Annotated in this window: 16 protein-coding genes; 11 read left to right on the top strand and 5 right to left on the bottom strand. The window is 70.6% G+C overall.

The genetic code is table 11. The features are described from left to right. Window positions 1–301: 301 nt before the first annotated feature. The 9 genes from IE153_RS19450 (at window position 302) to IE153_RS19410 (ending at window position 8,897) form a co-directional block, all read left to right on the top strand. A complete protein-coding gene (locus IE153_RS19450; protein ID WP_189590956.1) occupies window positions 302–550 on the top strand; it encodes a DUF6284 family protein in 249 nt (82 codons plus the stop codon). Beyond that, window positions 547–843, top strand: a complete 297-nt coding sequence (locus tag IE153_RS19445; RefSeq protein WP_189590955.1) for a DUF6303 family protein — start codon at window positions 547–549, stop codon at window positions 841–843. Before IE153_RS19450 ends, IE153_RS19445 begins: the two co-directional genes overlap by 4 nt. Beyond that, a complete protein-coding gene (locus tag IE153_RS19440; protein WP_189590954.1) occupies window positions 840–1,850 on the top strand; it encodes a DUF2637 domain-containing protein in 1,011 nt (336 codons plus the stop codon). Before IE153_RS19445 ends, IE153_RS19440 begins: the two co-directional genes overlap by 4 nt. A 65-nt stretch (window positions 1,851–1,915) precedes the next feature. Continuing rightward, complete coding sequence (locus tag IE153_RS19435; protein WP_189590953.1) at window positions 1,916–2,299, top strand: DUF6251 family protein; 384 nt, start codon at window positions 1,916–1,918, stop codon at window positions 2,297–2,299. A 317-nt stretch (window positions 2,300–2,616) separates the two neighbouring features. Beyond that, the gene (locus IE153_RS19430; RefSeq protein ID WP_189590952.1) at window positions 2,617–4,458 is read left to right on the top strand and encodes a P-loop NTPase family protein; all 1,842 of its coding nucleotides are present in this window, start codon (window positions 2,617–2,619) and stop codon (window positions 4,456–4,458) included. A gap of 94 nt (window positions 4,459–4,552) precedes the next feature. Beyond that, entirely contained in the window at window positions 4,553–5,416 is an 864-nt protein-coding gene (locus tag IE153_RS19425) for a bifunctional DNA primase/polymerase (RefSeq protein ID WP_189590951.1), read from the top strand. Further along, the gene (locus tag IE153_RS19420; protein ID WP_189590950.1) at window positions 5,409–6,890 is read left to right on the top strand and encodes an AICE element replication initiation protein; all 1,482 of its coding nucleotides are present in this window, start codon (window positions 5,409–5,411) and stop codon (window positions 6,888–6,890) included. The genes IE153_RS19425 and IE153_RS19420 overlap by 8 nt, the downstream gene beginning before the upstream one ends. 446 nt (window positions 6,891–7,336) lie before the next feature. Beyond that, window positions 7,337–7,582, top strand: coding sequence for a helix-turn-helix domain-containing protein (locus IE153_RS19415; protein ID WP_189590949.1), 246 nt, complete (start codon window positions 7,337–7,339; stop codon window positions 7,580–7,582). A 76-nt stretch (window positions 7,583–7,658) separates the two neighbouring features. Continuing rightward, entirely contained in the window at window positions 7,659–8,897 is a 1,239-nt protein-coding gene (locus IE153_RS19410; RefSeq protein WP_189590947.1) for a tyrosine-type recombinase/integrase, read from the top strand. Window positions 8,898–8,975: 78 nt separating this feature from the next. Here the strand turns inward: IE153_RS19410 and IE153_RS19405 are convergent, their stop codons facing one another. Beyond that, entirely contained in the window at window positions 8,976–9,737 is a 762-nt protein-coding gene (locus IE153_RS19405; protein ID WP_189590945.1) for a phosphoglyceromutase, read from the bottom strand. A gap of 195 nt (window positions 9,738–9,932) precedes the next feature. Here IE153_RS19405 and IE153_RS19400 point away from each other — a divergent pair, with 195 nt between their 5' ends. Then, entirely contained in the window at window positions 9,933–11,237 is a 1,305-nt protein-coding gene (locus IE153_RS19400) for an MDR family MFS transporter (protein WP_189590943.1), read from the top strand. Between the two features lie 78 nt (window positions 11,238–11,315). Here the strand turns inward: IE153_RS19400 and IE153_RS19395 are convergent, their stop codons facing one another. Both IE153_RS19395 and IE153_RS19390 read right to left on the bottom strand, forming a co-directional pair. Next, a complete protein-coding gene (locus tag IE153_RS19395) occupies window positions 11,316–11,852 on the bottom strand; it encodes a GNAT family N-acetyltransferase (protein WP_189590941.1) in 537 nt (178 codons plus the stop codon). A gap of 265 nt (window positions 11,853–12,117) precedes the next feature. Then, complete coding sequence (locus IE153_RS19390) at window positions 12,118–12,453, bottom strand: DUF6233 domain-containing protein (RefSeq protein WP_185007128.1); 336 nt, start codon at window positions 12,451–12,453, stop codon at window positions 12,118–12,120. A gap of 195 nt (window positions 12,454–12,648) precedes the next feature. On the opposite strand from IE153_RS19390, the gene IE153_RS19385 reads away from it, so the two are divergent. Then, complete coding sequence (locus tag IE153_RS19385) at window positions 12,649–13,068, top strand: nuclear transport factor 2 family protein (RefSeq protein WP_189590939.1); 420 nt, start codon at window positions 12,649–12,651, stop codon at window positions 13,066–13,068. A gap of 42 nt (window positions 13,069–13,110) precedes the next feature. Here IE153_RS19385 and IE153_RS19380 read toward each other — a convergent pair whose 3' ends face one another. Together IE153_RS19380 and IE153_RS19375 are read right to left on the bottom strand one after the other, a co-directional pair. Further along, the gene (locus IE153_RS19380; protein WP_229829059.1) at window positions 13,111–13,818 is read right to left on the bottom strand and encodes a YqeB family protein; all 708 of its coding nucleotides are present in this window, start codon (window positions 13,816–13,818) and stop codon (window positions 13,111–13,113) included. Window positions 13,819–13,948: 130 nt separating this feature from the next. Beyond that, a complete protein-coding gene (locus IE153_RS19375) occupies window positions 13,949–14,386 on the bottom strand; it encodes a DUF2000 domain-containing protein (RefSeq protein ID WP_189590935.1) in 438 nt (145 codons plus the stop codon). Window positions 14,387–14,417 lie beyond the last annotated feature (31 nt).

The raw sequence follows: 14,417 nt of genomic DNA, 5'->3' as shown, positions 1-14,417 counted from the left end.
GCGTCCGGAGGAAAGCCCCTGGTCAAGGGGGTGAGTACGAAGGCAACGCTCGTTCCTTGACAACTAAATGGGGATCACGCCGCCTCTCCTCGGCCAAGTAGGCGGCCACACGGGTCTCCCGTGTGAGGCACAGCGCAACTCAATCCCGCAGCGCTTCGCTGCGGCCGGTTGCCTCCGCTGCTCGTCTCGTACGAGCAGCGCTGAGGGGAGCCGGATCTACCGACTTCAACGGCGCGCGGCCCCGGTGCTCGAACACCGGGGCCGCTGTTCGGGCCGTCCACCTGGAAGGACACACGACCCAATGGATCACATCGTCACTGTTCAGGACGCTGTTACCGCGTTCGCCGACTTCATGGAGCCGACGGACGCCGAGCTGGACGCGATCGAGCGGGAGATGCCGGTCATCCTGGCCGGCGTCGAGCTGTTGGACGCGCAGATCATCACCATGGACCGCACCCCCACCGAGCTGGACGTCCGGCGGATCCGCCGCCGGTTGCTCACCGCGCTGGCGCACCAGGCCACGGACGCGCACCGGGGCGGCGCGGCGTGAGCGGCCAGAAGAGTGCGCGGGAGTTCGCCGCGCAGATGTCCATGCGTCAGGGCCGGTGGCGTCTGTACGTGGCCTTGATGAACACCACCGAGCAGTGGCCCGAGCACCGGTTCGGGCGCTCGATCCCAACGTTCACGGACCGTACGAACGCGCTCAGCGTGCTCGGCTTCGAGCCGGTGCCGGGCGCTGAGTGGACGTGGACCGAGGACAGCGAGATCCCCGACGACCCCGCCTCCCCGGTCGTTCTGATCGCTGCGATCCGGGTCCGTTCGTGGTCGGGGGTGAGCGCGTGAACGGCGTTCAGATCCGTTCAGCAGAGCGGGCGCTGTCGGCCGGGACGTGGTTGATCGTCGGGGGCGCGATGCTCTATTCGATCCTCACGGTCACGCCGCTCGCCTCCGCCCACACCCCCGACCGGTGGGACTGGACCGCCCCGATCCTTCCCCTGGTGGTGGATGCGGCCGTGGTCATCGTGGTCCGGCTTGACGCGGTGCTCGCCCGGCTCGGGGGCAACGGCGGACGGTGGCCGATCGCGCTGCGGTGGATGACCGGCTGCATGACGCTCGCCCTCAACGTGGCCGACTCCGCGCTGAAGAACGACCTGGTGGGCGTGGCTGTGCACGCGGTCGCGCCGCTGCTGCTGATCGTCACGGCAGAGACCGGACTGGCCTACCGGCGCGCGATCACTGCCGCCGTGCTGGCGCTGGAGGCCAAGCGGGAGGCAGAGCGGGAAGCCCGCGAGCGCGCCGCGATCGAGCGGCGTGACGAGGCTGCCCGGCGGGAGCGCGAGGAGCGCGAGCACGCGGCGGCGCTGGCGCGTGAACAGCGTGAGCACGAAGCCCGCATGGCCCGTGAACAGAGCGAGCGGGAGGCCGCCGCGCGGCGGGAGGAACGAGAGCGTGAGCAGGCTCGGGAGCGTGCTGAGCGCGAGCAGCGTGAACGCTCCGAGCGTGAGCGTGAACAGCGTGAGCGCGAGCGTGAACGCCGTGAGCGGGAGGCCGCCGAACGCACGGAACGCGAGCAGCGTAAGCGTGCCGAGCGGGAGCGCCATGAACGGCAGGAGCGGGAGGAGCGGGCCGCGCGTGAACGCGCCGCGCTGCTGTCCGCCGGTCCTGCCACGGACAAGCTGCCCGAGGACGACGCGCGCGCCATCGTGGCCGCCGCCCGTGCCGAGGGCCTGTCGGTGCGGACCGCTGCCGAACTGTGCGGCTGGTCAGTGGGCTGGGTCTCGACCCGCTACGCCGAACTGCGCGGGCCCGTCAACGGCGTGCCGGTCGATCTCGCCGGCACGGGCCACTGATGGCCACCGCACCCGTGAGTGCCTGCGTTCCCTGCGCCGACTCCAACTGACCTGGGAGGTCCCCGGTGGACTCCGACAACCTGCCCGTGCCCGGCGTCGTCCGCCTCCCGGACGGCCGTTACGTCTACAACGACACCCCCGCCAACATCGTCCCGATGGCTGACCCGCAGCAGTGGGCGCCGACGGTGATTCAGCACATCCACCACGCGCCGCCGGACCGCACGGTGCAGCGTCTCGCGCTCGGTTCCGGCGTCGGGGCCGGCGCGGTGGCCGCCGGGGTCTACTTCGGCCCGCTGCTCGTCGGCGTGCTCACCGCCATCGCCGCGAACTTGGCGATTCTCGCGCTGCTGGCCGCTGTCATGACGTGGGGCGTGGTCACGGTCGTCCGCTCGGTGGGTGGCGGTGACGGCAAGGCCGCCGCCAAGCGCGTGCGTCGAAAGGGGCGTTGATCCGAAACCCGTAGGTGGCCCGCAGAGCGTTCGACCCCCCTCGCGTGTGGGTCCAGACCCCCGGGGCCGTGAACGGCGTTTCAGGGCCTCGCCAGGGGGTTGCACGGCCCTGTTTTCCGCCGCCCTACGCGCGCGTGCGCGTAGGGCCCCACCCCTCCCCATCGCTCAACTCTGCAACTTCGCAGGTCACAGGCGGTTGCAGGGGTTCAACCGGGGTTGTCGACGCAACCGACAGCACCGCCCCTGCAACTCGGGCGGGCCGGTGACGCCACGCAACGGCGCACCGGCCCTCATCCACGGTCTTGGAGGACCCTTTCGTGGACTGGAAACAAGCATGGTCGACCACCGCCAACACCACCAACAGCGCGTTGGATTCGCTCGCACCCGTCTGTGTGCCGTTCGCGGTCCGCTGGGATCTTGAGGCGGACCGGCGGGACAAGCTGCGCACCCCGGAGCACTTGAAGGCGCTCATGGCGGCGCAGAAGGAGCACAACGCCGCGCGCTCCACGAGCGCCACCGCCAAGTCGCAGCAACTCACCGCGCGCGCCGCGTCGAACAATCCGTTCGCGGCGGGCCGCCGGGCGGCGCGGGTGGCGAGCAAGGCAGCCGCGCGGCACGAGCGCGACACCCGCGCCAAGCTCAAGGCCGCTCGGGTGAACTACCCGAGCACGCTCAAAGCTCGGGCGATTCAGGCGCACGCGGTGCACGCCGTGCCCACGGTCATCACGTCCGTGGTGATGTCCGCCTCGAACCTGACGCTGTGGCCGGCCGCCGCCTCGGCCGCGCTGATCGGGGCGAACGTGGCCGGTCTCGCGCTCGGTCGGCGCAAGCTGCGGGTGCCGGTCGATGAGTCCGTCACGGTGGAAGAGCGTCAGCTCATGGAACGTCTGGACCCGTCCTACTGGGTGGAGCACGCCCCGGACCGTGGCCTGTCCGGCACGGTGACCACACCCCCGGCCATGGAGCCGGGCGGCATCCGCTGTGAGATCCGGCTGGACGGGACGTGGACCGTCAAGACGCTCGCGGACAAGGCCGACTCGGTGCGTGCTCTGCTCGGTGCCCGCACCGCCCTGCGCATACGGATCACCTCAGCCTCGCGCGGCGGCTGGGCTGTCCTCACGTTGGCGACGCGGTCGGCAGCCGCGGGCGTTTCCTCGCTGTGGACTCCGGACCGCATCCCGTCCGATGCGATGGCGATGAGCCTCGGTCTGGACACCGAGACCGGTGACGAGGTTCTGATCCCGTTCGATGAGCGGCTGTTGGTGTCCGGCGCGTCCGGCACCGGCAAGTCCTGGTCGTTCCGTCCGCTGATGGCGACCGCGCACCTGCGCGGTGACCTGCTGCTCATCGATGGCAAGGGCGAAGAGGCCACCGTCTGGGAGCACGCGTGCCGCGTCGCCGTGGAGAGCGACGAGATCACGGCCGGTGTGGACGACGCGCACGCCGAGATGACCCGCCGCAAGGTGGACATGAAGCAGCGCGGGATCAGCGTGTGGGACGGCCGTCAGCTCACCGTGGTCGTGGATGAGGGGCAGGTGATCCTGGCCCTGATCTCCAAGGACAAGGAGCGGCTGCAGCGGCTGATTGAGCTGTCCTCGCTCGGTCGCTCGCGCGGTGTCGTTCTGTGGTGGGCGACGCAGTACCCGCTCACCGATGGCGGGGCCCCGGGCGTGCACAAGCTGATCGCACCCAACCTCCTGACGCGGTTCTCGCTGCGGGTGGCCGGCACGACACAGGCGCAGGTCGCGCTGGATGACTGTGCGCACTACGCCCCGCACCAGATCCCCGAGGGCCGTGAGTACCGGGGGCACGGCTACCTCAAGGGCTACGGGCCGCGCATGCTCCGCACCTGGACCCTGGACGACGCGGGCGTCCGCAAGCTGCCCAAGTCCATCTGGACCCCGGACCAGTCGTCCAGCGGGCAGTCGTCGCGACCGCTGCACCTGGTCAAGGAGACGGCCGCACCGTCCGGGGCGCTGAGCAACCGGGACAAGGTGCTGGCCGCCGTACAGGCCGGAGCCCGGACGGCGAGGGACGTGGTCGACCGGACCGGCCTGAACAAGGGCACCGTCTCCCGCGAAATCCGAGCCCTGACCGCCGACGGATCGGTGCACCGGACCGTCGATGGCCGGCTCCTGCCCGGCCAGCAAGCGGCCTGACCACCCCCGACGCACGAAACGGCGGCCCCAATCCGACCAAGAGCCGGGGCCGCCGCCAATCCAGCCCGCTTACACCGAACTGGAGACCTCCAGCATGACCCAACCGACCGACATTCGGCGAGACCACCTCGCTACCGCTCTCTCCCTCGCAGCCTGGGGAGTGCCTCCGCTCCCGTTACGAGCGGGCAAGGTGCCGTTCGGGAACTGCCCGGCCTGCGCCAAGAACGTCTGTGGTGGCCGGCCGAACATGAAGGCCCCCGGCCCCTGCGCCTGCCCGAACCCGTGCCACGGATGGGCCGCCGCCACCACCGACCCAACCGTCATCAACTCGACGCCGTGGGCGCGGGCGTGGCGGGAAGCGGCGGGCGTGGCCTACCACCCCGGCGGCGCTGGCCTCACCGTCGTGGACCTGGACAACCCGGCCGCCATCACCTGGGCCCGTGCCACGCTGCCCTCCACTCGGACCGTGTCGACGACCCGAGGCGAGCACTGGCTCTACATGGGGACGATGCAGTCGGCCAACGCCGTACGCCCCGGCGTGGACATCAAGTCGTCCATGCAGTACGCCCGTTGGCTTGGGCCCGGTACCGGCACCATGACTGCCCTCCCGGACGTGGTTCGCGCGCTGATCGTGAAGGAGCCGGCCCCGGCCCGTCCGGCGTCCGTCACGGTGCCCACACCGGCCGGTGGCGGGGCGTGTCCGCACCGCACGCCGACCTACTTGGACCGTGGCATTGCCATGGCGGAGCAGCGCATCGCCGAGGCCCGGGAGGCAGTGCACGCCACCGTCTACCGCACGTTTCTCGCGGTGCTGTCCACGCACGGTCGGTGCGGCTGCCTCACCGACGCCCACACCACGCGCCTGTTCACCGCCGCGCAGGCCAAGGGCGAGACCGCGCGGCACTGCACCGACGCGTGGACCAACGCCCTGACCACGTTGGGACTGAGCCATGTCTGAGGACGACAAGACGCCCGCCCGTGAGGTCATCGCGGACTACGCGCAGGAGCACTTCCGCTACTTCCGCACCGCCGACGGGACCGTGTACGCGCAGAAGAAGGGCCACCCCGTGGCCCGCCCGATCCGTTCCCAAGGCACGACGGGCAGCCACCGGCAGGAACTCATGGTTGGCCTGTTCAGGGACGGGATCGGCGTCTTCAACGGATCCGCGCTCAAGGAGGCGTTGGACTTGATCGAAGCGCTCGCGCTCACGGAGGACGTCCAGCCCGTGCACATCCGCGTCGCCCCCGGATTCGACGGGGCAACGTGGCTGGACCTGGGCCGCGACGACGGACAATCGGTCCGCATCCACCCATCGGGCTGGGACGTCCTCACCCCCGACCCGCGCGAGGTGTGCTGGCGACGCACGCAGCTCACGGGGGAACTGCCCCTGCCGGCCAAGGACACCGACGGCAAGGGCATCGACCTGCTGATGCGACTGTGCAACTTCGCCAACGCCGAGACCGAATGCCTGGCCATCGCGTGGCTGATCGGCTGCCTCGGCCCGTCCGTGCCGGTCCCCGCGCCGTTCCTCACCGGCCCGCAGGGCGCGGGCAAGTCCACAGGGGGGCGGATGCTCGTGCGGATCATCGAGGGTATGAGCGGTGACCTTCGCCGGGCGCCCAAGGACGAGGAGAACCTGATTGCGGCGGTGGCGGCCGGATGGGTCACCGCGCTGGACAACCTCTCCCACATGACCCCGGACCTGTCCGACGCGATGTGCTGCATCGTCACAGGAGCCGAGAGCGTCAAGCGGGCCCTGTTCACCGACGGCGACGTGTTCCGCGTCGGTTACCGCCGGCCCCTGCTCCTGACCGGTATCGACGTCGGCGTCATCCGACCCGACCTCGCGGAACGGCTTCTGCCCCTGCGCTTGGAGCGGCCCCGCGTCCGGCGCACCGAGGCCGAACTGTGGGCTGACTACGCGGAAGTCCTGCCCGTCGTGCTTGGCTCGCTCCTGGACCTCACGGTCAAGGTGCGCGCCATGGAAGCGGAGACTCCCACTGACCTGCGGATGGCGGACTTCGCGCACCTGTGCGCGCAGTTCGACGCCGCGACCGGCCTCGGGGCGCTGCCCGCGTACCGGGCGAGTCTGGACGACCTGAACGACGACGTCATTGAGGGTGACCTCCTCGCGCAGACCGTCCTTCTGCATGCCGACACCATCGAGCCCGGCGGCGCGCAGCAGATGACGTCCACCGAGTGGTTGTCCTGCCTCAGCCGTCTCTACGCGGGCGAGGACTGCCGTCCCCTGCCCAAGGGCTGGCCGACCACCGGCAAAGTCCTCTCCGACCGGCTCAAGCGCCTCCAACCGACTCTGGCGGCCCGGGGCGTCCTCATCGATTCGGGCCGCACCAAGGCTGGCCGCTACCTCGAAATGACCCGAACAGTCGTCCTGACCCTGCCTCCACACGAGCAGACGCGGGCGTTCTGACCCGCGATCCGCACGCTCAAGCGAACAGCAAGAGGAGCACGTGCTCCTCTTGCTGTTCGGCGGAACGCCGCCCCAAGGTCGTGCCGCGCAGCGGCTCCTTCTTCGCTCTGTAAGGCGCACCGAACTACTACAGGCAGCCCCTTCTTTGTCCTAAGTAGGAAGACGCTGCGTCACCTGCGTCACCCGGGCCGGGAAACGGCCGCTGACCTGCGCCGACAGCGGTGACGCAGACGGCTGGCTCTGCGTCATCCTGCGTCACCTGCGTCACCCGGTGACGCAACCGGTGACGCAAGGGTGACGCAGCCTCGATCCGTAGCGTCACCAAAAACCGCAGGTCAGAGCCCTAAATGACGCAGATGACGCGGTGACGCAGAAATCCACACCTCGGACACACACCACGTCCGAGGCACCCCCCAAGCCAATGCGACTCAACTTCTGAGGACCCCATGAGCCGAACTCGTTCCGCTCAACCCGATCCCCACGCCACCCTCCGCAGCGGTCTCCCCGACCGGTACCTCACTCCCGACGACATCGCCGAGATCTTCGGCGTCCCCCTCGAAACCGTCTACCAGTGGCGCAGGAAGCGCACCGGTCCTCCCGGCTTCCGCGTCGGCAAGCACGTCCGCTACGACCCCGCCGAAGTGGGGGCCTACGTCGCTCAGCTCAAGAACGTCGACCGCGTCGCGGCCTGACACAACCTCGCACACCGCCAGGGGTGGCCGTTGAACGGCCACCCCTGATCCATGCTGAGAAGGGACTCCGCCTCCAATGGCAGGCAGCATCCAAGACCGCTGGTTCAAGACCGAGACCGACGCCAACGGCAAGACCATCCGCGTCAAGACCGAGCGCTACGGGACCGGCCTGCGCTACCGGGCCCGCTACTTCGCGCCCGACGGGAAGCGCAAGGGCAAGTCCTTCCCCGACGGACAGAAGCGGCTCGCTGAGCAGTGGCTGAGCAAAGTCACGGCGGACGTGGCCCGGGGCGACTACATCGACCCGAACGCGTCCCGGACGTCGTTTCAGGAGTTCGCTGAAGGCTGGCTCGCGAGCCAGAGCGGAGACCCGAACACCCGCGCGTCGATGCAGTCCCAGCTCAAGCTGCACGCCTTCCCGCGCATCGGGTCGCGGCCCCTGGGATCCTTCCAGCCCAGCCACATCCGAGAGTTCGTGACGCAACTCGAAGCGTCCGGCATGTCCGGCGCGTACGCCCGTGTGATCTTCTCCAACGTCCGGGCCGTGCTCTCTGCGGCCCTAGAGGACGGCTACCTTCGGCGGAATCCGTGCAACTCGCGCACGGTGACGCTCCCCGAGATGGGCATGCGCAGGGTCGTCCCGTGGGAGCCGGGCCGCGTCTTCGCCATGCGGGCCGCCATGGTCGAACGCTTCCGGCCCATGGTGGACATGGGCGCCGGCTGTGGCCTACGGCAAGGCGAAGTCCTGGGACTGTCAGTGGATGAGCTGGACTTCGACAGCGGCACCTTGCACGTGGTGCAGCAGCTCAAGCTCAGCCTGAGCAAGGCCGTGTTCGCGCCCCCGAAGGGCGGCAAGCTCCGTGACGTCCCTCTGCCCGATCCCGTGGCGGAAGCGCTCAAGGAGCACATCAAGCGGTTCCCGCCCGTTGAGATCACGCTGCCTTGGATGCGGGCGAACGGCCAGCCCGTGACCAAGCGTCTGATCTTCACCGGGCCCAACGGTGGCCACGTCTGGCGTACCTCGCTGAATGAGGACCACTGGAAACCCGCTCTGGCGTCCGTGGGCGTCATCCCGAAGGCCAAGAGCCGAGAGCACTCTGCCGCGCGGGAACACGGCATGCACGCCTTGAGGCACTTCTACGCGTCGGTGCTGCTGGACGCGGGCGAGAGCATCAAGGCTGTCAGCGAGTACCTCGGACACTCCGACCCGGGACTCACGCTGAAGGTGTACGCGCACCTCATGCCGAGCAGCCGGGACCGGGCCCGGAAGGCACTCGGTCAAGCACTCCGCCCGCCGCAGGACCCGCCGCGCTGAGGTCCCACAGAGGGCCCTGGCCGTGAAAACGCCCCCGCCCCGCGCCGTATGCGCAGGTCGGGGGCATGATCACGGGCTCTACTTCTTCTTGCCCTGGTTCTTGACCGCCTCGATGGCCGCTGCCGCCGCCTCGGGGTCCAGGTAGGTGCCGCCCGGGTTCAAGGGCTTGAAGTCGGCGTCGAGCTCGTAGGAGAGCGGGATGCCCGTGGGGATGTTGAGGCCCGCGATGTCCGCGTCGGAGATGCCGTCCAGGTGCTTGACCAGGGCGCGGAGCGAGTTGCCGTGGGCCGCGACCAGGACCGTGCGGCCGGTCAGCAGGTCGGGGACGATCGCGTCGAACCAGTACGGGAGCATGCGGACGACGACGTCCTTCAGGCACTCCGTGCGCGGGCGCAGCTCCGGCGGGAGGGTCGCGTAGCGCGGGTCGGAGAACTGGGAGTACTCGGCGTCGATGTCGAGCGCCGGGGGCGGGGTGTCGTAGGACCGGCGCCACAGCATGAACTGCTCCTCGCCGAACTCGGCGAGCGTCTGGGCCTTGTCCTTGCCCTGGAGGGCGCCGTAGTGGCGCTCGTTGAGGCGCCAGCTGCGGTGGACGGGGATCCAGTGGCGGTCCGCGGCCTCCAGGGCCAGCTGCGCCGTGCGGATCGCGCGCTTCTGGAGGGACGTGTGGACCACGTCGGGCAGGAGATCGGCGTCCTTCAGGAGCTCGCCACCGCGGACTGCCTCCTTCTCGCCCTTCTCGTTCAGATTGACGTCCACCCAGCCGGTGAACAGGTTCTTCGCGTTCCACTCGCTCTCGCCGTGGCGGAGGAGGATCAGCTTGTACGGTGCGTCGGCCATGCCTCAGAGCGTAATCCACGCTTTCGCCCGTTCGTGTGGCTGCCCGGCAGGCGGACGTTTGACCGGATCTGTTAATCGAGTGGCCCCTGGCAACCGACGGTTTGTAATGTGCGCATGCGGTCGGCGCTGCTTACGGGCGTCGTGAGCGCCCCTTGTCCGGCGCCGCCGACATCCTTTTTGCCTCCGGGGGGATCCATGCCGTACGCCCTGCGTGCCCGACGCGCCGTCCGGGAGACGGTCTCCGGTCTCCCCCGTGAGTTCTGGTGGCTGTGGACCAGCACGCTGGTCAACCGGCTCGGCGCCTTCGTCGCCACGTTCATGGCGCTGTACCTGACCCTCGACCGCGGCTACTCCGCCACGTACGCCGGTCTCGTCGCCGCGCTGCACGGGCTCGGCGGGGTGGTCTCCTCGCTGGGCGGCGGGGTGATGACCGACCGGCTGGGCCGGCGGCCGACCCTGTTGATCGCGCAGTCCTCGACCGCCGCGACCGTGGCGCTGCTGGGGTTCGTGCGCGACCCGGTGGCCATCGCCGGCGTCGCCTTCCTCGTCGGCATGGCCAGCAACGCCTCGCGGCCCGCCGTGCAGGCGATGATGGCCGACATCGTCCGGCCCGAGGACCGTATCCGCGCCTTCTCCCTCAACTACTGGGCCATCAACCTCGGCTTCGCCGTGTCCTCCATGGCCGCCGGGTTCATCGCCGAGGTCAGCTACCGCGCCGGGTTCCTGATCGAGGCGGGGATGACGATGGTCTGCGCGGTCCTCGTCTTCCTGCGGCTGCCGGAGTCCAAGCACACCGCGACCGTGACGGACGCGGCGCCCCGGGACGGCTCCGTGAGCCTGCGCACCGTCCTGCGCGACGGGCCGTTCATGAGCGTCGTCGGGCTGTCCTTCCTCGTCGCGCTGATCTTCCAGCAGGGGGCGGTGGGGCTGCCGGTGGCGATGGGCGAGGCCGGTTTCACCCCGGCCGAGTACGGCATGGCCATCGCCGTCAACGGCGTGCTGATCGTCGTCCTCCAGATCCCGGTCACCCGCTTCATCGAGCACCGGGATCCCCGCCGGCTGCTGGTCGTCTCGTCCGTCCTCGCGGGGTACGGCTTCGCGCTCACCGCCTTCGCGGGGTCGTTGGGGGTCATCGCGCTCACGGTGTGCGTGTGGACGCTGGCGGAGATCGTCAACGCGCCGACGCAGACGAGTCTCGTCGTACGGCTGTCCCCGGTGCACGGGCGCGGGCGCTACCAGGGCATGTACACGATGTCCTGGTCCGTGGCCGCCCTCGTCGCTCCGCTGTTGTCCGGGTTCGTCATCGACCGGTTCGGGGCGGAGTGGCTGTGGGGATCGTGCGCGGTGGTCGGGACGGTGGCCGGGGTGGGGTACGCCGTGTTGATGCGGCGGGTGTCCTCGGGGGGAGAGGCGGAGGAGGGGGCGGAGAAGCCTGACGCAGTGGTGCCTGCGTCGGCGGCCGGGGTGAGCGAGGAGACGCGGAGCAGCGGGGCGATGTGACCGACCCCGGGCACCGGGCCCATCGGGACCGACCCCAGGAGTTCGGCCCGTCGTAACAGACCACACGTGGCCGGTCCGTCACATCGGCAGGGAGTACAGCCGTACCCGCCCCGCAGGCAGGCGCGCGGTGTCGCGCAGCGGCGTCACCATCGTGCACAACGGCATGGTCACCAGAGCGGAGCCGGGCTGCTCGACGAGCACCTCCGTGTCGAGCGGGTGCCATCCGAGGCGCTGGTACAGCGGCACGAGGGGCGGCCGGCAGAACAGGAGCGCGTGCGCGGGGCCCTGCGTACGTGCGTGGTCGAGGGCCGCCGCCAGCACGAGCCGGGCCAGGCCCCGCCCCCGTACGTCGGGCGCCACGGCCACCCCGCCCACTCCCATGACCTCCGTCTCCACGTCCCCGATCGCGACCGGCAGCCGCAGCAGACCGGCGTGTGCCACCAGTCGGCCGTCGAGCCGGACACCGAAGTGGTCCTCCTTGGGGAGCCATGTCAGACCAGTCCCGGCAACGCCGAAGGGGTCGTCGCCGGTACCGAGGATCTCCTCCAGGTCGGCCTTCGTGTAGCGGGCGAGCCGCGTGACGGTCGGGGCCGCGGAGGGCTGGTTCGCAGACATACCGGAATGATGATCCAGCCCACCGAAACCATGCTCCTTGGGTGCGCGGCCGGCGCTGGCAGGTCTCCTCCTGGCCATCGACGAAGCCCGACCGTCGGTTGGGTCCCGGACGACTTCTCCGGGCCGCCCCCGGACAGATCGGGGATGCAACCATTCCCTGCGGAGCTGGAACCCCCGGAAGCCGGCCGCGCGAGGAGGACCATAGGCCCCGGCACTGACAACGGGGCTCCGGGCGTCGAGGCGCCCCCGTCCCGGGGCGGCCCCGCTACCCGTCCATGAAGCCGAGCTCCGTGTCCGGACGGCACTGCGGGCAGGCCTTGACCCCGTCGGCGAGGGCGCGCCGGGCGTGATCGCGGTCGACGCCCTTGCCGCGCCGGCCCGCGTTCCAGCAGCCGCCGACATGGACGTACACCGCTTCCTGGCCGGTCAGGCCGCGCTCGATCACCCAGTCCGGTGCGGGCGGCCGGGCGAGGAGGCCGCGGCGGTGTTCGGCCTGGCGGCGTTCCTCGTCCGCGATCCATCGGCGGGTGCGTGCCAGGTCGCGCTCCTGCACGCGCTCCAGGAAGCGGAGCAGCGCGAGCCGCGACTCTGGGTCGTTCATGCGTTCGATTCTAGGATCAGGTTCGCCGTACTCCCACCCCGGAGCCCGTCGGACCCGGCCCCCGGCTCGTCGGTCCCCCGGGCCCCCGATGCCCAAGGCCCGTCGCGCACCGCGCAGCACGTCGGCGCCGGTGGTGCGCGGAGGCTACCTCCGAGGTAATCGACGTTCCTCGGGCGGCCCGGCAAGGTGGGTCCCATGACGCCCACCGCCACCGCCGAAGCCACCCGCGCCACCGTCCGCAGGTTCCTCGAACTCCGCCTCGCCGGTGACACCGAGGGGCTCACGGCCCTGTTCGCCGACACCGTCGACTGGATGCTCGCCGAGAACCCCGTCGTGCCCTGGATCCGGCCCCGGTCCACCGCCGCCGAGTGCGCGGCGCAGGCCGGTGACCTGGCCCGCTACACCGTCCCCGAGGACGCCCGCGCGTCCGTGGACACGATCCTCGTCGACGGGAAGGACGCCGTGCTGACGGGGGAGGTCTCCGGGACCGTCCGGGCGACGGGCAAGTCCTTCTCGGGGCCCTTCGCGCTGCGGCTCACCGTCGAGGACGGGCGCATCACCCGCCACCACCTGTACGAGAACAGCGTGTCGATCGCCGCGGCCTGCACAACTTGAAGCCCACCGCACACGTCACGAGGGCCATGGAGTCCCAGGCCGTCACCCGCTGACGCCACCCGTCACGACCCGGACGTACTGCCGCCCGTCCTCGTCCCGTACGACCACGCCCAGCCGTAGCAGTTCCCCGCGCAACTCCCGGGCCTCCTCGGCGTGGTCCTCGTCCTTGCGGGCCTGGGCGCGGGCCCGCAGCAGGGCGTTCGCGCCCGGGGGCAGGCCGGGAGTGCCGGGGACCCAGCGGCGGAACTCGGCGCGGTGCGGGTCCTGTTCGGCCCAGGTGTGGCCGTGTGCGGTGAGGGCGTCCGCGAGGCGCTGCCAGTTCAGGCCGCAGTGCTCGCGGGCCAGTTCGAGACCGTCCGGGCCGAGCAGCACGAGCTGCTTGCCGTCGCGGAAGAACACGGAGATCTCCTCGCGGCCGAACTCCTGGGCGCTGTCCCGGACCGTCAGGGTCACGTGGGTGTCGGCGACGCGGACGGACAGCGACTCGTGGACCGCCGTGAAGCCGAGCAGCAGACCGCCGAGGACGCCCACCGTGATCGTGCCGAGGGTGAGGACGGGCTCCGGGACCGAGGTCAGCAGTTCGGCCGGACCTTCGAGCGGCGCCCAGGGCAAGGCCAGGAGCAGACGTGCGAGGACGGGGAGCAGGGCGCCGGCCACGGCACCGCAGGCGACGCAGAAGAGCACCAGGGCCCGGGCCGACTCGGCGAGTTCGGTGGCTCCGCCCGCCCGCGGCCGGGGGGTCTTGCGCATGGGAACGTTCCTGGCTTCCTCCATGGCACGAGTCTCTTCGGGAGCCGTCCGCCCTGTCGTCGGCCGTTGGTCTACGGACCCGCGACTTTGGTCGCCCTCCCGCTCCGGCGAACGCCCCGCCCCGCCCGGCTCACGGATGCATCCGCGCCCCCTTCACCACCTTGTCCACCGCGTTCCTCGGGCCGTACACGGCGAGCCCCACGAGGTCCAGGTCCGCGGTCGGCACGGCGCGTACGGCGGCGCGGTTGTCGCGGTCGTTGCCCGTGGCGAAGAGGTCGGAGGTGAAGACCGCGCGGGGCAGGGCGCGGGAGAGGGCACGGGCATGGGCGGTGGTCAGGGTTTCCTTGGTGGCCTCGAAGACCATGACCGGCTGGCGGAACATGGGGAGGTAGGGCACGCCGTCCGCGTCCTCGTACGGCTCGCCGATCACCTCGGGAAGCTGCGTTCCCAGACCGCTGACCAGGAACGACGTCACATTGAGGCGCTGCCACGGCTCCAGGTCGGCGCGCAGCAGTACGGCGATCTTCGTGTCGAAGCGGATCGGCTCCGGGGAGGCTTCGGTGTCCATGGTCCGAGCGTGCCCGGCAGCCCTCGCCGGG

It is taken from the genome of Streptomyces massasporeus, from assembly GCF_014648995.1.
GTDB classification, from domain to species: domain Bacteria; phylum Actinomycetota; class Actinomycetes; order Streptomycetales; family Streptomycetaceae; genus Streptomyces; species Streptomyces massasporeus.
Note: the sequence above shows the minus strand (reverse complement) of the source record. Positions and strands in the feature narration are given on the sequence as shown.